The 18,271-nt window shown below is 69.7% G+C and carries 20 protein-coding genes, 1 pseudogene and 1 riboswitch; of the genes and pseudogenes, 11 read left to right on the top strand and 10 right to left on the bottom strand.

Annotated features, from left to right (window positions below):
* Positions 1 to 5 precede the first annotated feature (5 nt).
* A complete protein-coding gene (locus tag KBX71_RS03280) occupies positions 6 to 608 on the bottom strand; it encodes a copper chaperone PCu(A)C (protein WP_210816449.1) in 603 nt (200 codons plus the stop codon).
* 65 nt (positions 609 to 673) lie between these two features.
* Positions 674 to 2,740 (bottom strand): copper resistance protein CopC, encoded by a 2,067-nt coding sequence (locus KBX71_RS03275; RefSeq protein ID WP_210816448.1) that lies wholly within the window; start codon positions 2,738 to 2,740, stop codon positions 674 to 676.
* A gap of 130 nt (positions 2,741 to 2,870) precedes the next feature.
* Positions 2,871 to 3,085: riboswitch (cobalamin riboswitch) on the top strand.
* Between the two features lie 195 nt (positions 3,086 to 3,280).
* Between KBX71_RS03275 and KBX71_RS03270 the strand changes: the two genes are divergently transcribed.
* Together KBX71_RS03270 and KBX71_RS03265 are read left to right on the top strand one after the other, a co-directional pair.
* The gene (locus tag KBX71_RS03270) at positions 3,281 to 3,727 is read left to right on the top strand and encodes an acyl-CoA thioesterase (RefSeq protein WP_247682901.1); all 447 of its coding nucleotides are present in this window, start codon (positions 3,281 to 3,283) and stop codon (positions 3,725 to 3,727) included.
* Positions 3,728 to 3,835: 108 nt separating this feature from the next.
* Entirely contained in the window at positions 3,836 to 4,828 is a 993-nt protein-coding gene (locus KBX71_RS03265) for a zinc-dependent alcohol dehydrogenase family protein (protein WP_210816447.1), read from the top strand.
* 243 nt (positions 4,829 to 5,071) lie between these two features.
* Here KBX71_RS03265 and KBX71_RS03260 read toward each other — a convergent pair whose 3' ends face one another.
* Together KBX71_RS03260 and KBX71_RS03255 are read right to left on the bottom strand one after the other, a co-directional pair.
* On the bottom strand, positions 5,072 to 5,677 hold the full coding sequence (locus KBX71_RS03260; RefSeq protein WP_210816446.1) for a short chain dehydrogenase: 606 nt from the start codon (positions 5,675 to 5,677) through the stop codon (positions 5,072 to 5,074).
* Positions 5,678 to 5,833: 156 nt separating this feature from the next.
* Positions 5,834 to 6,277: a nuclear transport factor 2 family protein gene (locus tag KBX71_RS03255; RefSeq protein ID WP_210816445.1), complete on the bottom strand. Its 444-nt coding sequence runs from the start codon at positions 6,275 to 6,277 to the stop codon at positions 5,834 to 5,836.
* Positions 6,278 to 6,372: 95 nt separating this feature from the next.
* Here KBX71_RS03255 and KBX71_RS03250 point away from each other — a divergent pair, with 95 nt between their 5' ends.
* Positions 6,373 to 7,263, top strand: coding sequence for a LysR family transcriptional regulator (locus KBX71_RS03250; RefSeq protein ID WP_210816444.1), 891 nt, complete (start codon positions 6,373 to 6,375; stop codon positions 7,261 to 7,263).
* A gap of 9 nt (positions 7,264 to 7,272) precedes the next feature.
* Here KBX71_RS03250 and KBX71_RS34200 read toward each other — a convergent pair.
* Positions 7,273 to 7,374 (bottom strand): annotated as a pseudogene (locus KBX71_RS34200) (MerR family DNA-binding transcriptional regulator); the annotation flags it as partial.
* Positions 7,375 to 7,663: 289 nt separating this feature from the next.
* Between KBX71_RS34200 and KBX71_RS03240 the strand changes: the two are divergent.
* Positions 7,664 to 8,839 carry a metallophosphoesterase gene (locus tag KBX71_RS03240; protein WP_210816443.1) on the top strand — a complete coding sequence of 392 codons (1,176 nt, stop codon included), beginning with the start codon at positions 7,664 to 7,666 and terminating at the stop codon, positions 8,837 to 8,839.
* A gap of 254 nt (positions 8,840 to 9,093) precedes the next feature.
* Entirely contained in the window at positions 9,094 to 9,336 is a 243-nt protein-coding gene (locus KBX71_RS03235) for a hypothetical protein (protein WP_210816442.1), read from the top strand.
* A 23-nt stretch (positions 9,337 to 9,359) separates the two neighbouring features.
* On the opposite strand, the gene KBX71_RS03230 is transcribed toward KBX71_RS03235, so the two are convergent.
* Together KBX71_RS03230 and KBX71_RS03225 are read right to left on the bottom strand one after the other, a co-directional pair.
* Entirely contained in the window at positions 9,360 to 10,289 is a 930-nt protein-coding gene (locus tag KBX71_RS03230) for a mechanosensitive ion channel family protein (protein WP_210816441.1), read from the bottom strand.
* A 176-nt stretch (positions 10,290 to 10,465) separates the two neighbouring features.
* The gene (locus KBX71_RS03225; protein WP_210816440.1) at positions 10,466 to 10,894 is read right to left on the bottom strand and encodes a hypothetical protein; all 429 of its coding nucleotides are present in this window, start codon (positions 10,892 to 10,894) and stop codon (positions 10,466 to 10,468) included.
* 85 nt (positions 10,895 to 10,979) lie between these two features.
* Between KBX71_RS03225 and KBX71_RS03220 the strand changes: the two genes are divergently transcribed.
* Together KBX71_RS03220 and KBX71_RS03215 are read left to right on the top strand one after the other, a co-directional pair.
* On the top strand, positions 10,980 to 11,306 hold the full coding sequence (locus KBX71_RS03220) for a YetF domain-containing protein (protein ID WP_210816439.1): 327 nt from the start codon (positions 10,980 to 10,982) through the stop codon (positions 11,304 to 11,306).
* 137 nt (positions 11,307 to 11,443) lie between these two features.
* On the top strand, positions 11,444 to 12,691 hold the full coding sequence (locus KBX71_RS03215) for a sodium:proton antiporter (RefSeq protein WP_210816438.1): 1,248 nt from the start codon (positions 11,444 to 11,446) through the stop codon (positions 12,689 to 12,691).
* On the opposite strand, the gene KBX71_RS03210 is transcribed toward KBX71_RS03215, so the two are convergent.
* The 3 genes from KBX71_RS03210 to KBX71_RS03200 form a co-directional block, all read right to left on the bottom strand.
* Positions 12,623 to 13,423 (bottom strand): ATP-binding protein, encoded by an 801-nt coding sequence (locus KBX71_RS03210; protein WP_210816437.1) that lies wholly within the window; start codon positions 13,421 to 13,423, stop codon positions 12,623 to 12,625. The two genes, KBX71_RS03215 and KBX71_RS03210, sit on opposite strands and share 69 nt — an antisense overlap.
* Before the next feature lie 16 nt (positions 13,424 to 13,439).
* Entirely contained in the window at positions 13,440 to 13,796 is a 357-nt protein-coding gene (locus tag KBX71_RS03205) for an STAS domain-containing protein (RefSeq protein ID WP_210816436.1), read from the bottom strand.
* Between the two features lie 70 nt (positions 13,797 to 13,866).
* Entirely contained in the window at positions 13,867 to 14,415 is a 549-nt protein-coding gene (locus KBX71_RS03200; RefSeq protein WP_210816649.1) for a MarR family transcriptional regulator, read from the bottom strand.
* 48 nt (positions 14,416 to 14,463) lie between these two features.
* Here KBX71_RS03200 and KBX71_RS03195 point away from each other — a divergent pair, with 48 nt between their 5' ends.
* The 4 genes from KBX71_RS03195 to KBX71_RS03180 all read left to right on the top strand — a co-directional run bounded on the left by KBX71_RS03195 (position 14,464) and on the right by KBX71_RS03180 (position 18,260).
* On the top strand, positions 14,464 to 15,255 hold the full coding sequence (locus tag KBX71_RS03195) for a potassium channel family protein (RefSeq protein ID WP_210816435.1): 792 nt from the start codon (positions 14,464 to 14,466) through the stop codon (positions 15,253 to 15,255).
* Positions 15,233 to 16,360 (top strand): PP2C family protein-serine/threonine phosphatase, encoded by a 1,128-nt coding sequence (locus tag KBX71_RS03190; protein WP_210816434.1) that lies wholly within the window; start codon positions 15,233 to 15,235, stop codon positions 16,358 to 16,360. The genes KBX71_RS03195 and KBX71_RS03190 overlap by 23 nt, the downstream gene beginning before the upstream one ends.
* Before the next feature lie 123 nt (positions 16,361 to 16,483).
* The gene (locus KBX71_RS03185; protein WP_210816433.1) at positions 16,484 to 16,666 is read left to right on the top strand and encodes an STAS domain-containing protein; all 183 of its coding nucleotides are present in this window, start codon (positions 16,484 to 16,486) and stop codon (positions 16,664 to 16,666) included.
* A 127-nt stretch (positions 16,667 to 16,793) separates the two neighbouring features.
* On the top strand, positions 16,794 to 18,260 hold the full coding sequence (locus tag KBX71_RS03180; protein ID WP_210816648.1) for a metallophosphoesterase: 1,467 nt from the start codon (positions 16,794 to 16,796) through the stop codon (positions 18,258 to 18,260).
* Positions 18,261 to 18,271: the final 11 nt, after the last annotated feature.

Below are 18,271 nucleotides of genomic sequence, written 5' to 3'. Positions count from 1 at the left end.
GTCGGTCACGACTTCGGGCTCATGCTCATCTCCGGCGTGGCGCTCATGCCGGTCATCGGCTCGCCGTGCCCGGGGGCGTAGCTCTCCTGCGCGCCGGTGAACGGCTTGGCCACCGCGCGGAACTGCTGGGTCTTGCCGTCGGCGAAGGTCAGGGTGAAGGTCACCTCGTCGCCGGCCTGAACGGGCTTGGTGAGGTTCATCAGCATGAGGTGGTCGCCGCCGGGCTCCAACGCGTGCGAGCTCTTGGCCTTGATCACGATGCCGCCCTGCTTCGCCCGCATGACCATCTTGCCGTCCTTCATGGCCATCTCGTGCAGCTCCATCGGCGACAGGGAGGTCGTGGCACCTGTCACCGTGACATCGGCGTCGCCGTCGTTGACCAGGGTCCCGAAGGCGGCCGTCATGCCCTTGTCGGCCGCCTTCACCCACGGGTCACGAATGCCGAGCACACCAGCGTCCGGGTTGGCCGAGGTCGACGCGGACGGGCCCGCCTGCGCTTTCGACGGAGAGTCGGACGAGTCGCAACCGGCGGCGCCCACCGTCAGGATCGCGGCGGCGAGGACGGCGGCCGAACGGCGGCCGGGAGCGAATGGGCTGGTGGTGCGCATGTGTTCTTCCTCCGATGGTTGCTGCTGGGAGGTTGGTCGGCCGCAGCAGGGAGAAAGTTCCGGACTCAGGGCACGTTGATCGTGAACTCGGCGGTGTGCACTTTGCCGGCGATCTGGAAGTCGAAGAAGGCCCGGTACCGGCCCGAACTCGGTGTGGTCAGCCAGAACTTGACAGTCCCGTCGACCAGCTCCGGCTCGGGGTGGACGTGCACGTAGCCGAGGTCGCCCTCACGGACGACGACCAGGTGCCCGTACGCGCCCAGGTACCGCTCCAACTGCGCCGGTACGGTCGGGTCGGCGCTGACCTGGAAGTGCATCGGAGCCGTCACCCCCACCGTCGGGGTGCCGGTCATCGACACCGCGTACGGACCAGCCGTGGCCTGTGCCGCCGCGGGCGGCAGCGCGGTCGGGTTGTGCGCGCCGGGCACGGTGTGGTCGACGCCCAACACGAGGGGGATCTGCGTGCCGTTGGCGGTGGTGACGGAGAAGTCGGCGTAGACGCGGTAGCCGCCGGGGCGGGCCAGCGTCAGGGGGACGCTCCAGGTGCCGTCGGGTGCCATCGTCGGGTGCAGGTGCTGGTAGCCGGACAGGTCGCGGCCGACCACGATCATGTGCAACGGCTTGTCGTGGACGACCGCGAAGGTCGTTGCCGGCTGCCGGTCGGTCCCGACGACGCGGAACCGGTAGTCGGCGCGTACACCAGGGGGTTGGGACCGCTCCAGCGGTTGCAGGGTGTACCCACCGGCGCTGACAGTCGTCCCGGTCGCCAGCGTCGCGCCCGTCGCGTCGTCACCCCGATGTGTGTGCGGCCCCGTACCGGCCGGGTGTTGGTGCCCGTCGCTCGCGGAGCCCGCCTGGCCCGAGTCGGGCTGTCCACCGGCTGCCGGTCGTGCGTTGCCGGTCGTCGGACTCTCGTCGGCGGTGCCGATGCGGGCCAACCCGAACCCGGCCAACAGAGCCACCACCAGGCCACCGACGAACAGCGCCAGGTGGGTGTTGCTCAGCCGGGACCCAGGCGTCGCGGCGGCGAGGTCCGTGTCGGGCCGTGGTCCGGGTTCGACAGTCGGCTCGCCGTCCGTGCTGGCGAGGGCTTTGGTCACCTGATCGGTAGGCGTCGGATCGACAGCAACGCCCGTGCGGGCCGTGACGACCGTGTTGCCCTTGCGCTCCGCCGGCACGGTCGCGGGCCGCTGCTTGTCGCTCGCGGAACGCGCGACGACGCCGACCTTGCCCCCGACGATCTTGCCAGCGCCGGCCTTGCCGCCGACGGCCTTGTCCCCGGCAGCCTTGCCGCCGACGGACTTGCCAGTGCCGGTCCTGTTCGTGACACGGGCGCCACCGCCGCGTCGGCCGGAGGTCGCCGCCGAGGTACGGCCCCGGCCGGTGGGTGTGCCGGCGGATCGGCGACGCCAGACGACGAACCCGGCCACCGCCCCGACCGCCGCGACCGCCGCCGCCCAGCCGGCCCAGGCCAGCGCCCCGGGACCGCTCTCCTCGGTCGACCCGGTCGACGGGGCCGCCGCAGCCGGCGGGCTCGACGGATCGTCAGCTGTGGTCGGCACCGCAGAGGCCTGCCCGGACGTGTTGTGCTGCTCGCTGGCGGCCACCAGCGCCGGGTCCGGTTGGGTCGACGGCGGGCTCCACCCCTTCGGCGCCGCCGTCACCCGCCCGTCGTAGCGGAAGGTCAGGGTGCCCCGCACGGTGTCGCCGTCCGAGGCGACCGACAGGTAGCTCACCGAATACTGGCCCTTGGCGGGCAGGTGGGAGACGGACACCACCGCGGGGAACCCCGTCGTGTACTCCCGTGGCTCGAACTGCCCGTTGACCAGGAAGTACTCCCGTACCGGCTTCTCCAGCGGCTTCGGCTCCCCCTGCGACCAGCCGTTGTCGACACGGATGCCGCCCGGGGCGGTGATCGTGAAGAACGCGTTGGCGGCGGCCTTCTCGGTGAAGAACAGCTGCACCGACGTCAACGGCTCGCGCACGGTGGCGCCGCTCGCCGGTGTGGACATGGCGAGCGTCCCGTGCGCTGCGGCGGGTTGGGCGGACGCGAGGAGGGCGACCGCCGAGGCGAGGAGGAACGCGAGGAGGCCCGAGACCACCCGCCCGCAAGTCTGGGGGAGACGACGCATCTGGATATCCTCACCCTCGCGAGACTTTTTTCAATAGGTGGCGATCTTCTTCCTCAGACGACAAAAGTTGACGATGAGGCCATCCGCCGCCGCGGCAGGACGCCCCGGGTGGACAGATCCCCTGGCCAGCTATGCTGCCGACGGCGCTGGTTCGCCCCGTCGTGACCGGCTGGGCGTCGTAAGAGGGAACCCGGTGGAAATCCGGGGCTGCCCCGCAGCGGTGAGTGGGAACGACCGCCGTCATCAGCACTGGGCCAGTGGCCTGGGAAGCGACGGCCAGTAGGGGACCGGCTCGACCGGTCAGGCCCGCGAGTCCGAAGACCTGCCGGCGCCGCGTACACAACCGTGTGCGCTGCCGTCGGCCTCGCGGGTGGGCTGAGCGGGTGACGGGCCGTGAGTGTGGTGCGCGGCCAGTCCTCGTCAGCGTGTGTCCGCGACCCGGCGGTGTGGTTTCCCGAGGGACGGACTACCGCTGTGCACGACACCACCACGATCGCCGGCCGAGCGCCGTCGGCGTCGCACCTGACCCTTTCGCAGATCATGGACCAGCACCACACCAACCTGATGGGTACGGTGCACGGCGGCCGGATCCTCAACCTCATCGACTCCGTCGCCGGTGTGGTCGCCGCCCGGCACTCCGACGGGCCGGCGGTGACCGCCGCCATCGACGAGACGGCGTTTCTCCGCGCGGTGCGGGTCGGCGACGTCGTTCACGTCGACGCCCGGATCACCTGGGCCGGCCGCAGCTCGATGGAGGTGGCGGTCAAGGTGACAGCCGACCGGTGGGACCGGGCGGTGCCGCCCACCGACGTGGCCACCGCCCACCTGGTCATGGTCGCCATCGACGACGACGGCCAGCCTCGTATCGTGCCGCCGCTGTTACCGGAGACCGACGGGGACCGACGCCGGTACCGGGAGGCGGAGATCCGCCGGGAGCACCGGCTGGCGCTGCGGCGCGCGCTGCTCGACGGCGCCGACGACGGCTGACCCCTGCGCGGTCCGCCCGCTGCGGCGCTGGCGCGGTCCGAGGAACCCGCCCCGCCGCCTATCCGGTCGGATAGCGTCCACGTGAAACCTCGATCACGGAGAGTGTGGATGGTTATGCGCGCTGCGGTGCTGCGGGAGTTCGACGCTCCGCTGACGGTCGAGGAGATCGATCACCCCACCCCGAAGCGCGGGCAGGTGCTGGTGCGGATCGTCGCCAGCGGCGTCAACCCGCTCGACACGAAGATCCAGGCAGGGAAGGCCGCGCACGCGCGTGTCGCGCTTCCCGCGGTGCTCGGCCTGGACCTTGCCGGCGTCATCGCGGCGGTCGGCACGGAGGTGACGAGCTTCGAGCCGGGAGACGAGGTGTACGGGCTCTGCGGGGGCGTCGGCGACCTCCAGGGTTCGCTGGCCGAGTACGCCGCCGTGGACGCCCGGTTGCTGGCCCACAAGCCGAAGAGCCTCTCGATGCGGGAGGCCGCCGCGTTGCCACTGGCGGCGGTCACCTCCTGGGAGGGGCTGGTCGACCGTGCCGGAGTCCACGCCGGGCAGAAGGTGCTGGTGCACGGCGGTGCCGGCGGGGTTGGCTACGTGGGTGTGCAGCTTGCCCAGGCGCGCGGCGCCGAGGCGTACGCCACGGGCGGGCCGGCGAGCATGCGGGTGATCGAGAGCCTGGGCGCCGTGCCGATCGACTACACAGCGAGCAAAATCGAGGAGTACGTCGAGAGGTACACCGGCGGCGAGGGGTTCGACATCGTCGTGGACAACGTCGGTGGCGCGACGCTCGACGCGTCGTTCGCGGCGGTACGCACCTATCACGGGCACGTCGTCAGCGCACTGGGTTGGGGGTCGCACTCGCTCGCCCCGCTGTCGTTCCGAGGCGCGACCTACTCCGGGGTGTTCACCCTGTTGCCGATGCTCACCGGACGGGGCCGCGAACACCACGGCGACATCCTGCGCGAGATCGCGACGCTGGCCGATGCCGGTGCGCTGCGCCCGCGACTGGATCCACGCGCGTTCACGCTCGACACGGTCATGGACGCCCACCGGCTGGTCGCCGACGGCACCGCCGAGGGTAAGGTCATCGTGGACGTCGCCGGTTGAGCGGAGCCGTTCGTTCACGCCGAAGAGCTCAACCCTCCGGCCCTCCGACTGGCTGGTGCTGGCTGTCGAACGGCCGGGGTGACCGAGGGCACCCGCCTCGGACCTGTTCGCCGAGCGGCTGTTCGAGGATTTTGACCAACCGGGCGGGAGATTCGCGATGGCCTCGCCGGAGTGCTGGGGCATTGCCGTCGGCGGTCTTGGTCACCGCTGTGCCGATAGGCTCGGCAGAGGTGAGTGGCGCGGTCATCCGTAGGCTCGGATGATGCGGCCCGTTTCGTCGCCTTCGACGCATTGCAGGTAGTGGTTGACGAGTTGATCCATCGGCACCGGACGCATGCCGGAGAAGTGCTCGGCGTAGGCGTCAGCGGAGTCGCCTATCATCGTGGGGCTGACGACATTGATCCGCATACCCCGCGGTAGCTCGATCGCGGCCGATAGGGCAAAGCTGTGCAAGGCCCCGCTGATGACGCCGCCGCCAGTGACGTGCGGCCATGCTTGGTCAGCGAAGATACCGGAAGTCAGAGTAAAGGAGGCTCGGTCAGTGCAGTAGTTCTGGCCGGTGAGAACCAGATCGACTTGCCCGAAGAACTTGGCTCGCATGTTCTCGAGCAGCGCGTCTGATGTCAGTGTCGTGAACTCGTCGAGGGCACCGTGCGCTGCGATGCTGACGACGTTGTCGACTGCCCCGACCTCGCGGTACATGGCCTCGATAGTGGCGTGCGCGGTGAGGTCGACGTGCACGTTGCCCGAGGTGCGTCCAGCCACGACGACGTCGTGACCGTGGGATCGCAGTGCGGGCACCAATCGTCGTCCGATGGTGCCGGCGCCGCCGACGACGATGATCCTCATCGTGGTCGGCCTCTGGGTCCGGGTTACTGGTGCGGACGAGTCGTTCGAGGCTCGTGCCAGCAAGGTGAGTGCATCGGCGTCGGGGGTGCCGACGGGCGATCCGCTCGACATCTCGAGTCGACTGAGCAGAGTCACGCTGCGGTGCCGGCATTGCCACTATGGCTGACCGGCCCGGGCCAGCCGGTTGGGAAGTGGGGCGAGCGCATAGTTGTTCCACACGTAGCTGTCCATCTGGTGCTGGTCGGCGGAGAGGTTGACCACCCGGTCGATCCTGCCTTCGGCGGTGAAGTGCCACACCAGCGCCCACAGGGTGTCGACCTTGCCGACACCCTCGGTGGTCCAGCCGCGATGGATGTCGACCACGTACTCCTGGTTGGCTTCCAGGAACAACGGTTCGGCCTGGAATCCGGCCTTGCCCAACTCGGTGAAGAAGGCCGCGACTTCCTCCACGCCCCGCTTGGTGCCGGACAGCGCGTGGTGGCCGGGGATGGTCCACTCGACATCATCGGTCAGCACGGCCCGCATGGCCGGAATGTCGTAGGTCGCGTAGGCGGCAAAGAATTTGTTGATGGCGTCGATCTTCGCGGTCTTGTCGCTCATGGGTCCCGCTCTCGCGTCATTGGTCCTGCTTGTGTGATCAATCCTGGATCCCCCCGGCCGTGACCGTCCAATACCTGTATCCATAACCTGACGGCATGGATGTCGACACGCGGTTGTTGCGCTACTTCACGGTCGTCGCCGAGGAAGGTCACCTCACCCGGGCGGCACAGCGGCTGTTCGTGTCCCAGCCGGCGCTGACCAAGCAGGTCAAGCAGCTGGAGACCCAACTCGGGGTCGAGTTGTTCACCCGCTCCCGGGCTGGCATGACGCTTACCGAGGCTGGGCGCAGCCTGGGCGAACGGGCACCGGCAGTGCTGCAGGCATGGGACGAGGCGCTGCGCGAGACACGCAGCGCGTCCAGCAGGGCCGCTCACATGCTGCGCGTCGGGTTCGTGGCTAGCGCCGCCAACGAGAGCACGCAGACGATCGTGGGAGCGTTCGCGCGCCGTCGTCCCGGCTGGCGAGTGGAGATGCGCCAGACCGACTGGTCCGATCCCGCCGCCGGGTTGGCCGACGGGCTGGTGGACGTCGCGCTGCTGCGACTACCGTTTCCCGGACAGGATCGGCTGCGGGTGGAAGTTGTGCTCACCGAGCCGCGTTGGGTCGGCCTACCCAGCTCTCACCCACTCGCCGAACTCGCCGAGATCCCGTTCCAGCGGCTATGGGACGAGCCTTTCATCGCCACTCCGCCGGAGTCCGGCTGGTGGCGTGACTACTGGCTGGCCACCGACGAACGAGACGGTCACGAGGTCCGCATCGGTGCGGTCGCTCACAATCCGGATGAGTGGCTCACGGCCATCGCCAACGGTTATGGCGTCAGCCTCACCGCGGAAGCCACCGCCCGCTTCTACCAGCGTCCCGGGGTCATCTACCGGCCCGTCACGGGTGTCAGCCCCAGCCAGGTCGGGGTCGCGTGGGCCCCCGCCGATGACAACAACCAGGTGGTCGGCGATTTCGTCCGTGCCTGTCTCCAGCACCGGCGGTAGCCGGTATCCGGATCGATCGAACCATGCCGGGACGAGCAGACCCAGCCGGTCGTATTTACGCAGCACTCGAACGGACAACCGGGTCGCTCGCGCGAACACCCCGGTCGGCATCAACCTCGTGGCCGACGCCTTCAACAGCCTCGACCCTCCCTCGGGGAGAGAATCAACCCGGGCCCGGCCCCTGCCGCACCGACCACGGAACGAATCATCATCATGGAACGGGCCCGCCGGCCGACTCTCGGCCGGGGCGTCGTCCGCCACCCGCTGATTGTCCCGGAAGCGAGGCACCCCCAGGTCGCGGGTCGATCACCTACGGGCTGGATCCGTCCCGGTTTCCGGGCGTGGTCGATCCGGCCCGGACCGTGTCATGCTGCACAGACCCGAACGGAGGACGACGACGATGGCTGCTGGCGATGCCGTACAGGTGCGGCCGGCGCGAGGGTCGCTGCGACCGCTGGTGTCCGGGGCGACGCTGGTCGCGCTCCTGGCGTTGCTGTTCGGGCTGCCGTGGTGGACGTTGACGGTGGCGGCGCGGTGGCCGGCTCCGGTGGTGGCCGCCGGCACGAGCGTGTTCGTCGTCGCGCTGGTCGCGTTCCCCGTTCTGATGTATCTCGGGCACGGCCGCCGGCGGCTGGACGCGGCGGCCCGCGCGGGGGACACACTCCTCGGCCTGGTCTGGATCCTGTTCGTCTGGGCGCTGCTCGGCAACGTGGCCCGGCTCCCGCTGGCCGCCGCGGGGGTCGCCGATCCGGTGCGGTCCCGGGCTGTGGCGGTCGGTGCGGCGATCGTCTCGGTCGTCCTGGCCGTCTGGGGGTACGCCGAGGCGATGCGAGTGCCCCGAGTCCGGCGGGTGGACGTCACGGTGGATCGGCTGGGTGCGGGTCTCGACGGGGTCCGGGTGGTGCTGCTCACGGATACCCACTACGGGCCGATCGACCGTGCCCGCTGGTCCGCCCGGACCACCGAGGTGGTCAACGGGTTGGCTGCCGACATCGTCTGCCACACCGGCGACATCGCGGACGGTACGGTCGACCAGCGCCGGGCGCAGGCCGCGCCGCTGGGCGCCGTCCGGGCCCAGCTGGCCCGGGTGTATGTGACGGGCAACCACGAGTACTACGGCGAGGCGGAGGGCTGGGTCGAGCACATGCGGACCCTCGGCTGGGAGCCGCTGCACAACCGGCACCTTGTGGTGGAGCGGGGTGGTGCCCGGCTCGTCGTCGCCGGGGTCGACGACGTGACCGCCGCCTCGTCCGGCGTCGCCGGTCACCGCGCCGACCACGCCGCGGCGCTCGCCGGCACCGACCCGCGGCTGCCCGTGCTGCTGCTGGCGCACCAGCCCAAGCAGATCGACGACGCGGTCGCTGCCGGCGTGGATCTGCAACTGTCCGGGCACACCCACGGCGGCCAGATGTGGCCGTTCCACTACCTGGTCCGGCTCGACCAGCCGGTCGTGCAGGGCCTCAGCCGGCATGGCCAGACCCAGCTCTACACGAGCCGGGGGACCGGTTTCTGGGGTCCGCCATTCCGGATCTTCGCGCCGAGCGAGATCACCTTGCTCACCCTCCGGGCGAGGTAGCCCCGACCGGGCCAACACCTACCGCCTCACCTGAATGTGACGGGATTCCCCGGTCAACTCCGCTGGCTACCCGGGCCCAGGGATCCACCCGCATGCACCCGATGAGGTCGACGAACAGTTCCAGCCGGGTGACTTGCCGGAGACGATGGGGCGGTTCCATCGCGAGCGGCGCAGCGGCGGGATGGCACTCACCGACAGAGTCTCCGTCGTGAGGCGCTGGTCGCGCGGGCGATCCCGCCCTGTTCCGCCGGTTGGTGCTCGCGCTGAAGCCGGCGCTGGGGCTGCCCTGGCGGGGTGTGGTGTTCCTGGGGTGGTTCGGGCCGGTCGGCGTGTCGGCGCTGTTCTATCTCACCTACAGCCAGGAAGAGGGGGTACGGGATCCTCGGCTGTGGGCTGCCGGGAGTCTGGTCGTGGCGGCGAGCACGGTGGTGTACGGCGTCACCGCCATGCCCGGTCGTCGCTGGTACGCGCGGCAGTCGTCGGTCTCCGGTCGCTGACAGCGGCGGACCGTCGGCGACCGCTACCGATGGTCGGTCGAGGTGACGGCGGGTGGTTTCATCGGGTGGGGTTGGTGGATGGTGACGTCCTGGGTCTCCGATGCCACCCGGATGCCGCTTTCGGCGAAGCGATCCAGCACCCGCCGGGTGACCTGGTCCTTGACCTGACGGGCGCCGCGCACCGGCACCACGAACCGTGCCGACAGCTCGATCCAGTTCGAGGTGGCGCGGACGAACACGCGGGGATCGACCTCCGCCTCGGCGGTGGGGTAGCGGTGGCGCATCGCGTCGATGGCGCCGCGCGCTTCGGCGGTCGAGGAAACGTTCTGCGCTTCCTCGCACAGGATGCTCTCCGCGAGGTGCCAGTCGGCCTCGTAGGGGATGGGCAGGGTCAGTTCCTCCCACAGATGGTCCAGGACCATGCTGCTGTTGTAGACCGGTGTGCAGAACACGAAGCGGTTCGACAGCGAGACCACCCGGCCGGTGTACTGGCGGCCACGGACCCAGGATTCCGGATCGGTGGACGAACCACTTTCCAGGATGCGGGTCCGCAGGGGGGTGATTTCGAGGACGTCGCCGCGCACGTCGCACATCTGGATCCGGTCACCGACGCGGAACTGTCGGCCGGTCATGATGCTGATCCATCCGGCGAACGCGCCGATGACCTCCTGCAGGGCCAGCGCGAGACCGACGCCGACCAGTCCGACCACCAGGCCGATCCGGCCGGCGAACGGCTTCCACAGCAGTGCCAGCGCGAACAGCAACACCACGACGGCCAGGTAGTGCGTCGCCTTGCGCAGGTAGTAGCGGTTGGTGGTGTTCTTCACCCGCAGGGTGGACAGGCGCCCGGCCAGGGCGGCGATGACGAAGGCCAGCACGACCAGGACGACGCTGGTCACGAGGCGACCGCTCACGCTGCTCGTGTCCCAGAGTGCCTCCAGGAACCGCTCCATGTTGCTTGCCCATCGTCCTCGGCGGCGACCGGTCGGTGCGTTGCTGTCGCGTCTGCTTCACCATAGGCAGCGGTTGTCAGCGGATTGTTGGAAACGGCCGGTGCGGGCTGGGTCGGTCGGACGCGCCCGGCTCGGCGATGCGACGGGGCCACCTCTGCGCGGCGCGCGGGGGATCGTCACCAGACGGTCAGCTCCCGGGCGACGAGCGCGCGCCCGCCCTCGAAGGCCCGGTACGGTCCCGGCGGCCCGAGGTGGTAGCGGCCGGTGAGGTTGCGGTGGGAGAACCGGATCACGGTGCCCTCGACGGTCACCAACTGCGGCGCGGCAGGCGCCGTCAGGCCCGTCGACAGCACGAGTAGGGTCCCGTCGGTCAGGTCGACGTCGCGGACGACGAACGCGCCGTCGGTGATGACCCGCTCGACGCTCGCGGTCACGGTGAGCTGGTCGCCCACCTTCGCCCGCGCAACCGTGCCCGGTGGGGTGGTGGGCGTCGGCACGGGGCTGGGCCGCGGCGCCGCGGGCTCGCCGGTGCAGCCCCCAACGAGCAGGACCACCGCCGAGAGCGTTGTCATTGCTGGGCGCAACCGGCCCTTTCTTCTGCCCATTGGTGGTTCCTCCGCTCCGTCGTACCGCCTCCGCAACGAAGTTCCCTGGGATGTGGCGGCATGACCCCGAAACTGTGACGGTTTGGTGACGATCGACCTGTGTTGTCGTGGTGATACCGAAGTCGCGCAGCCCCAAAGCGGTGGCTCGCCCGGCTGCCTCCGCCGCCTGCAGCGCCTGCTCAAGGCGCGTCCGACGATGCTGTTACGCGACGGGCAGGTGCGGCACGCAGCCCTGCGGCGGGCCCCGGTCGCGGAGAGTGAGATCCGGCAGGCGGCCCGCAGTCACGGCGCCGGGGACCTGAGTGAGTTGGCCGCGGTCGTGCTGGGGACGGACAGAAGCCTCAGCGTCATCCCCAGCGACAGGCTTGGGGATGCCAGCAGCCTCATCGACGTGCTCGACCATGCTGGCTAGGTGAGCCCACGGGTGCTGGACACCGCTTCTGATGGCAGCGCGCTCGTACACCTCGGACGCTATGATCATTCGGACCCAGCGGGGCGCCGCGATGTCTTCTCGGCATCGTCATGACGCATGTCCGTGGAGCGTGACCGATGCTGTTGTTGTCGTTCGCCGTTGTCCTTCTGGTGGCGGTCCTGCTCTCGGCGCTGGCACACCGCACCATCCTGTCCACGGCGGCGTTGTTCCTGGTTGCCGGGTTCATCCTCAGTGAGGACACCACCGGGCTGCTACACCTGCACTCCGATTCCCCCATCGTGGCGCAACTCGCGGAGCTTGCCCTGTTCGCGGTGCTGTTCACCGACGGGATGCGGGTCGGATGGGCGGACCTGCGTTCCGCGTGGAGGCTGCCCGGCCGGGCGCTGGGTTGGGGCCTGCCGCTCACCCTGCTGATCACGGCGCTACTGGCCCACTTCGTGGCCGGCCTGGGCTGGCCGGAGGCGCTGCTGATCGGCGCTGTCCTGGCCCCCACCGACCCGGTGTTCGCGGCGGCACTGGTGGGCAATGACAAGGTTCCTGCCCGGCTGCGGCATCTGCTCAACGTGGAGTCCGGCGTCAACGACGGTCTGGCTCTCCCGTTCGTGGTGCTGCTGCTGGCTCTGGCCGCCGGCTCGGACGACCTGCACCTGGGAAAGATTGTCAGCGAACTGGCGGTGGGCCTGCTCATCGGTGTGCTGGTGCCACTGCTGGCGATCGCCTTGGAGCGGACCCGTTGGCTTGCGGCGTCCGCCGCGTACGCGCCGCTGAACGGGGTGGCGATCGGATTGTTGGTGCTGGCGTTGGGCAAGATCACGCACGGCAACCTGTTCCTGGCGGCGTTCGCCGCCGGGATCACCGTGGCCACGTTCGGGCCGAGGGAGCGGGCGGCGTTCGAACATTTCGGGGAGAACATCGCCGAGCTGCTGAAACTCGCCGCGCTGCTGGTCTTCGGTGCGCTGATCTCGGTACGGTTCCTGGGCGAGATCTCGTGGACCGGCTGGGCCTTCGCGGTGCTGGCCATCTTCGTGGCCCGCCCCGTCGCGTTGTGGATCTCGTTCCTACGCTCCGGGCTCGGCGCCAGGGAGCAGGCCGCCGCGATGTGGTTCGGGCCGAAGGGCTTCGCCTCCGTCGTCTACGGGCTGCTGGTCCTGGAGTCCGGCATCGCCGCCGGCGACGAGGTGTTCCACCTCGTCGCCCTGACAATCGTGATCTCCATCCTGTTGCACTCGTCGACCGACGTGGTGATTGCGCGGGCGTTCGACGAGTCGCGCGAGGCCCCCGCCTGGTTCGGCGTGCTACACCGGGTCCGCCGGCCGTTGCGGCCCTGGCGGCGAGATCGGGACAGCTCGTCCGCTGACGGGTGACCCGTTGGGGCTGTCGATCGCGGCCCAGACGGTCTTGCCGTCGCCGAAGGGGAAGAAGCCCCAGTTCGTGGTCAGGGCGGCGATGATCGGCAGGCCCCGACCACCTTCGGTGACCTGACGAGGAAGGGTCGGGGTGGTGGAATCGGGTGTTTCGCCCTCCCGGTCCCGGACGCTGATCCTCAGCGATCCTGCCACGTCGGAGACGGTGATATCCATGTCGGTTCCAGCGTGTTGGACGACGTTGCTGACCAGCTCCGAGGCGATGACCATCGCTCGGTCGGCCACCGCGCGCATGCCCCAGGCCTCACACTGCCGGGCGACGAGCCTGCGGGCAGCGGCGGGCGACTGCGCGTCGGCGGGCAGTCGCAGGTGCGCGCGGTACGCAGAGATCGGCGTACGTTCGCCGGGGTGTTCGAGCAGAGCTCTCCCGAGGATCGCGTGCTGACCGAGTGTGGCGCGCAGCAGGCGTCCCGGGGGAGTCAGCGGATTGGCCGACACCGTCAGCTCCGGCCCGTCGGAGAGTTCGGTGGCCCACCGGGCGAGGAACGTGCCGATCGGGGCGACGTCCGCCGTCGTGAGCGCGTCGAGGTCGACCACGAGGGCCAGCGGGGCGTCCAGGGCACCCGCGAGCAGCAGGGCGGCAAGGTGTGGTTCCGCTTCCGGGGTGAGGCCGCCGGCGAGGGTGATCCGGGTGCTACCACTCTCGAAGTCGCGCAGGACGGTCCATCTCATTCGTGCCACGCGAATGTCATCTGCCGGTCGGCGAGCCGTAGATCGTGCCGGTCGGCCGGTCGGCGGGACGCCCGAGCGTGGCCGCCACCCCGGTGACCCTGAGCACCTCGGCGACGATTCCGTTGGCGTTGCGCAGGATCAGGACCCGTCCCTGTCGGGCGGCGAACCGGTGGACGTCGACAAACTCCTTCACCGCACCGGAGTCGATCAGTGTGGTGTCCTGAAGATCGACGATCAGCCACTGCGTTGAGGTCGCCGCGAGCGTGCGCTCGACGGCGTCGCGCAGATGGCCGGAGACGGCCATGTCCAGTTCTCCGGAGAGGTGCAGGGTCCTCGGCGCGAGCCCCGCACCGGAGGACCGGATGCTGAACACGGGCTACTGCCACCTCCCACGAGCCGACGCCATTAGGTACGCCAAGATACCTGCATGACTGCAGGTATCGTCAGGGCGTAACGGTACCTGCTCCATGGCTCCCGTCCTCAGGTGCCGACGCTGACTGCTCCCAGTGCCGCCACCACAGCTCCTCCGTCGGCTCTCCGGCGGCGACCACCAGAGAATTGATCAGCTCGGCCGGTGTCCGTCCGCGTCTGGAGTCAGCGATGCTCAGGAGGCGCCGGATCTCGGCGGTCCGGCGTCGCATGACATCGCCCACGAGCGTTTTGCCGCCCTCGGTGAGGCTCAGCCAGGCGACCCGCCGGTCGTCGGGTTGTTGACGTCGGGCCACCAATTCCCGGCGTACCAGGCGATTGCACGTTCGCGTCGCCGTTGACGGGTGCACCCCCAACAGGGACGCGAGATCCACGGTGCGCAGGGGAGCGCGTGACGCGAGGACGACAAGTGTCCGGTACTGCGGCAGGGTGACCTCGGCATCCACCGACCCGAGGGTTCGGGCGGTGATCCCTACCAAGGTGCGGGCCAGCGCAGACAGGCCGTCAACCAGCTGATCCTCAGCTGCGGTCGACGCGGTGCCGCCTTCCCCGTAAGGTTTCACCCAGAAATGATTGCACGGGTGCACGCATAATCGTCGGGTGGGCCGTTCATGCAGGTGAGGACTGAAGCGCCGCCCACCGACCGGGCGGCACGGTGGGAGCGGCTGACGGCACTCCCGTTGACCGTCCTGTCGGTCCTTTTTCTCGTGGTCTACGCGGCACCTATCCTGCGGCCCGACCTGGCGGAATCCTGGCTCCGGGTGTGCGAGGCGACGACTGTCCTCATCTGGCTGACGTTCTGGGTCGACTTCGTGGTGCGGCTGAGCCTGACCGGAGCCCGGCGGCGTTTCCTGCGCGATCACCTCTTCGACCTCGCAGTTCTGCTGCTCCCCGTCCTGCGACCGCTGCGTGCCCTGCGGCTGATCACCGTGGTGCTGAGCCTGAGCAGACGCGCGGAATCGTGGGCACGTGGCCGGCTCGCCGTCTACGTGGGCGCCACCACCATGCTGCTGGTGCTGGTATCCGCGCTGGCGGTGCTGGACGCCGAGCGGTCTGCGGCGGGCAGCAACATCGTGTCGTTCGATGACGCCCTGTGGTGGGCGACGGTGACCATCACGACCGTCGGCTACGGTGATCACTTCCCGGTCACCGGGACGGGCCGGTTCGTCGCCCTGGGACTCATGATCGGCGGCATCGGCCTCATCGGTTTCGTCACCGGGTCACTGGCAACCTGGATCGTGGATCGGGTCTCCCAGAAGGGCGGCACCGCGCCGGCGACCGTCGACGACATCGCGGCCCTGCGCGCGGAGATCGAGGCGCTACGTCGACAGCTCGACCCAGGGTCATCGCCGGCGGGCGACGATCCGGATCGGCGGAGCCATGCGGCCCAACCTTCCGGTTGAGCGGAGCGAGGGCAGTGAGCCGGCCGCCCGTTTCCCCGTCGCCGACGCGGAGCTGGGCAGGTGGACCCGCTGGCTCGGGGTGCGGCTGGCCATCGGATTCATCGCGGTGGTCCTGCTGATTGACGTCGCGGCGGGCACCCATGCCGTACTCATTGGCTTTCTGGCCCTCGCCCCGCTGTTCGCCGCCGCCGTCGAGAGCCCGCGCCGCACCGCCGCGGTGTCAGCCACCGCGACGGCGGCGGCGGTGGGGGCGGGGGTGCCAACCGGCATGCTCGGCAGTCTCGATCACCTGCTCCGGGTGGCGGTGGTCATTACGGTCAGCCTGATGGCGGTTTACGTCGCGCGGGCTCGAACGGGACGGGAGGAGCGTCTGCGCCGGATGGCCGAGATCGTGCGGATCACCCAGGCTGCGATCCTGCGCGAACCGCCGCAGTATTTGGCCGGAGTGGAACTGGCCGCCCGGTACGTCTCGGCCTACGAGGAGGCCGGCGTGGGCGGCGACCTGTACGAGGTGGTGGCCGACCAGGACCGGCTGCGGATCATCGTCGGTGACGTCTGCGGCAAGGGGCTTGCCGCGGTGCGGCTGGCTTCGGCGGTGGCGGGGGCGTTTCGGCAGTCGGCGATCGTTCGGCCCGACCTGACGCAGGTGGCGCGCGACCTGGATGATCTCGTCGCCCGGGAGCCGACTCCCGCCCGGGGCGCGACGTTCGTCACCGCCATCCTGGTCGAGCTGCGCGGAGGCGAGGTCCGGACCGTCAACTGCGGTCACCCCGCGCCCATTCTGCGGCACCGCTCCGGAGAGCTGGAGGAGTTGACGGTCTCTGCGCCGGATCGACCCCTGGGCCTGGGTGGGCCTCGGACACCGGAGAAGGTGGGCCGTTGGGACGTCGGTGACCGGCTGCTGGTGCTCACCGACGGCCTGCTCGAGGCACGTGACAGCGAACGGCGCTTCTTTCCGATGCCCGCGCTCAGGGCGTGTCTGGCCGAGCCATCGGTGGACAGCTGTCTCGACGCGGTCTGGAACGCCGTACACCGGCATGTGGGCGGCGAGCCGCACGATGACATCGCACTTCTGCTGGCCGAGCGCCAGCCCACGGTCCCGTGAGTGACGAATACGTCCCGCGCTTGACGATCTTGGACGCCGTTCCCTTCAGCGGATAGGCTGGCCAGCGAAAATAATTCATTGCATCCATGCATGTTTCACCTGGCAATGCCACGGTTAGGAGTCGTGGCCTTCATCGACTCCACCGGCATGGGAACGCTCGTGGCCTGCCAACGCGCCGTCACCGTGCGAGGCGGCGCCCTACGGCTGGAGAACCTCGCGTCTGTCGTCCGGCGGCAGCTCTTCGCCGCCGGGCTGCTCGACATGCTGTGCCCAGGGACCGAAGACCGGGTCGCCCCCTCGAACTGACTCCGCCGTCCCTCGGTCACCCCACAGATCGGATCCCCTCGTGACTCCGCCCCCGGACGCGGCACCGCCGCGTCGCACCGCCCTGGCCGAACGCCTCAGACACGCGGCTGCTCGGCCGCGCCGGATCATGCGCTCGCCGTGGGCAGGCCGTGTCCTGGCGGCGGTCGCGCTGTTCGCCGTAACCGCCACGGGCATCACGATCGGCACCCTGCTCGGCGCCAGAGGCGCCAGTGACGTCGGGCCCTTCCGAGTCGCTTTCCAGCTGACCCCATCCACGGACGGCGGCACGGAGATCGCCATACCCCCGCTGGGGTCGCTCTTCCTCGACAGCCACGACGGCCCCGCGCGACTGACCGTCCGCCTCGACTCACTCGACCAGCGCCGCACCGAGGCGCTGCTCGACGACCCCGCCGGCCTCGCCCACGCCGGCGCCACGGCACCCGAGGACATCCGCGACGCCCTGGTCCGCCTCGGGCTGCGGACGCTCGGCGTGTCGGTCCTCGCGTCCATGCTGCTCGCGGGGTTGACGTTCCGGTCCGTGCGCCGCGTCGCCTGGTCCGGCGGTCTCGCCCTGCTGGTCACCGGCGGCACCCTCGGCACGGCCGCCCTGACGGTACGACCGCAGGCGCTGGCCGAACCCCGGTACGAGGGCCTGCTGGTCAACGCCCCGGCGCTGATCGGTGACGCGCAACGGATCGCCGATGACTACAACCGCTACGCCGAGCAACTCCAACGGCTCGTCGGCAACGTCGGCGAGCTGTACACCACCGTGTCGACCCTGCCGATCTATCAGGCTGCGCCCGACACGACCCGGATCCTGCACGTTTCGGACCTGCACCTGAACCCCGCCGCCTGGCCAATGATCAAAACGGTGGTCGAGCAGTACGACATCGACCTCGTCATCGACACCGGGGACATCACCGACTGGGGCAGCGAACCCGAGACCTCGTACGTTTCCATGATCGGCCAGCTCAAGGTGCCCTACGTATACATCCGCGGCAACCATGACTCACCCCGAACCGCAACGGCGGTGGCCAGCCAGTCGAACGCCGTCGTCCTTGACGACTCAGTCACGACGATCGCCGGAGTGACGATCGCCGGAATCGGCGACCCCCGGTTCACCCCCGACAAGCAGGAGGCCGAGGCAGGACCCTGGGAGGAACCAGCGGCAACGGTCGAGGGGAGTGGGCAGCAGCTCGCCGCGACGATCCGCTCGCTGGACCTTCCGGTGGACATCGCCATCGTGCACGACCCCGCATCGGCGACCGCGCTCAACGGTGCCACGCCGCTCGTCCTGGCCGGCCACACACACCAGCGAAAGGTGACGACGCTGGAGCCGACCGGCGCGGTCACCACCCGGCTGGCAGTGCAGGGCTCCACCGGCGGGGCGGGGTTGCGCGGACTCGAAGGTGACGAACCGATGCCTCTGGTCATGTCGGTGCTCTACCTCGGCGCGGATCATCGGCTCCAGGCGTACGACGACATTCAGGTCGGCGGCGCCGGCACCGCGCAGGTGAGCCTCAACCGCAAGGTGGTCGACGGCACACCGCCAGTGAGTCCGGCTGCGCCGTCCGCGACTCCGGCCAACAATTAGCTGCTGAAAGC

Source organism: Micromonospora sp. D93, assembly GCF_018070365.1.
GTDB classification, from domain to species: domain Bacteria; phylum Actinomycetota; class Actinomycetes; order Mycobacteriales; family Micromonosporaceae; genus Micromonospora; species Micromonospora ureilytica.
The sequence above is the reverse complement of the archived record's forward strand: the minus strand, read 5'-3'. Positions and strand labels throughout refer to the sequence as shown.

Coding starts and splice junctions, on each gene's coding strand:
- KBX71_RS03280 (WP_210816449.1), bottom strand. CDS start 608: ATGCGCACCACCAGCCCATTCGCTCCCGGCCGCCGTTCGGCCGCCGTC.
- KBX71_RS03275 (WP_210816448.1), bottom strand. CDS start 2,740: ATGCGTCGTCTCCCCCAGACTTGCGGGCGGGTGGTCTCGGGCCTCCTC.
- KBX71_RS03270 (WP_247682901.1), top strand. CDS start 3,281: ATGGACCAGCACCACACCAACCTGATGGGTACGGTGCACGGCGGCCGG.
- KBX71_RS03265 (WP_210816447.1), top strand. CDS start 3,836: ATGGTTATGCGCGCTGCGGTGCTGCGGGAGTTCGACGCTCCGCTGACG.
- KBX71_RS03260 (WP_210816446.1), bottom strand. CDS start 5,677: ATGAGGATCATCGTCGTCGGCGGCGCCGGCACCATCGGACGACGATTG.
- KBX71_RS03255 (WP_210816445.1), bottom strand. CDS start 6,277: ATGAGCGACAAGACCGCGAAGATCGACGCCATCAACAAATTCTTTGCC.
- KBX71_RS03250 (WP_210816444.1), top strand. CDS start 6,373: ATGGATGTCGACACGCGGTTGTTGCGCTACTTCACGGTCGTCGCCGAG.
- KBX71_RS03240 (WP_210816443.1), top strand. CDS start 7,664: ATGGCTGCTGGCGATGCCGTACAGGTGCGGCCGGCGCGAGGGTCGCTG.
- KBX71_RS03230 (WP_210816441.1), bottom strand. CDS start 10,289: ATGGAGCGGTTCCTGGAGGCACTCTGGGACACGAGCAGCGTGAGCGGT.
- KBX71_RS03225 (WP_210816440.1), bottom strand. CDS start 10,894: ATGGGCAGAAGAAAGGGCCGGTTGCGCCCAGCAATGACAACGCTCTCG.
- KBX71_RS03215 (WP_210816438.1), top strand. CDS start 11,444: ATGCTGTTGTTGTCGTTCGCCGTTGTCCTTCTGGTGGCGGTCCTGCTC.
- KBX71_RS03210 (WP_210816437.1), bottom strand. CDS start 13,423: ATGAGATGGACCGTCCTGCGCGACTTCGAGAGTGGTAGCACCCGGATC.
- KBX71_RS03195 (WP_210816435.1), top strand. CDS start 14,464: ATGCAGGTGAGGACTGAAGCGCCGCCCACCGACCGGGCGGCACGGTGG.
- KBX71_RS03190 (WP_210816434.1), top strand. CDS start 15,233: ATGCGGCCCAACCTTCCGGTTGAGCGGAGCGAGGGCAGTGAGCCGGCC.
- KBX71_RS03180 (WP_210816648.1), top strand. CDS start 16,794: ATGCGCTCGCCGTGGGCAGGCCGTGTCCTGGCGGCGGTCGCGCTGTTC.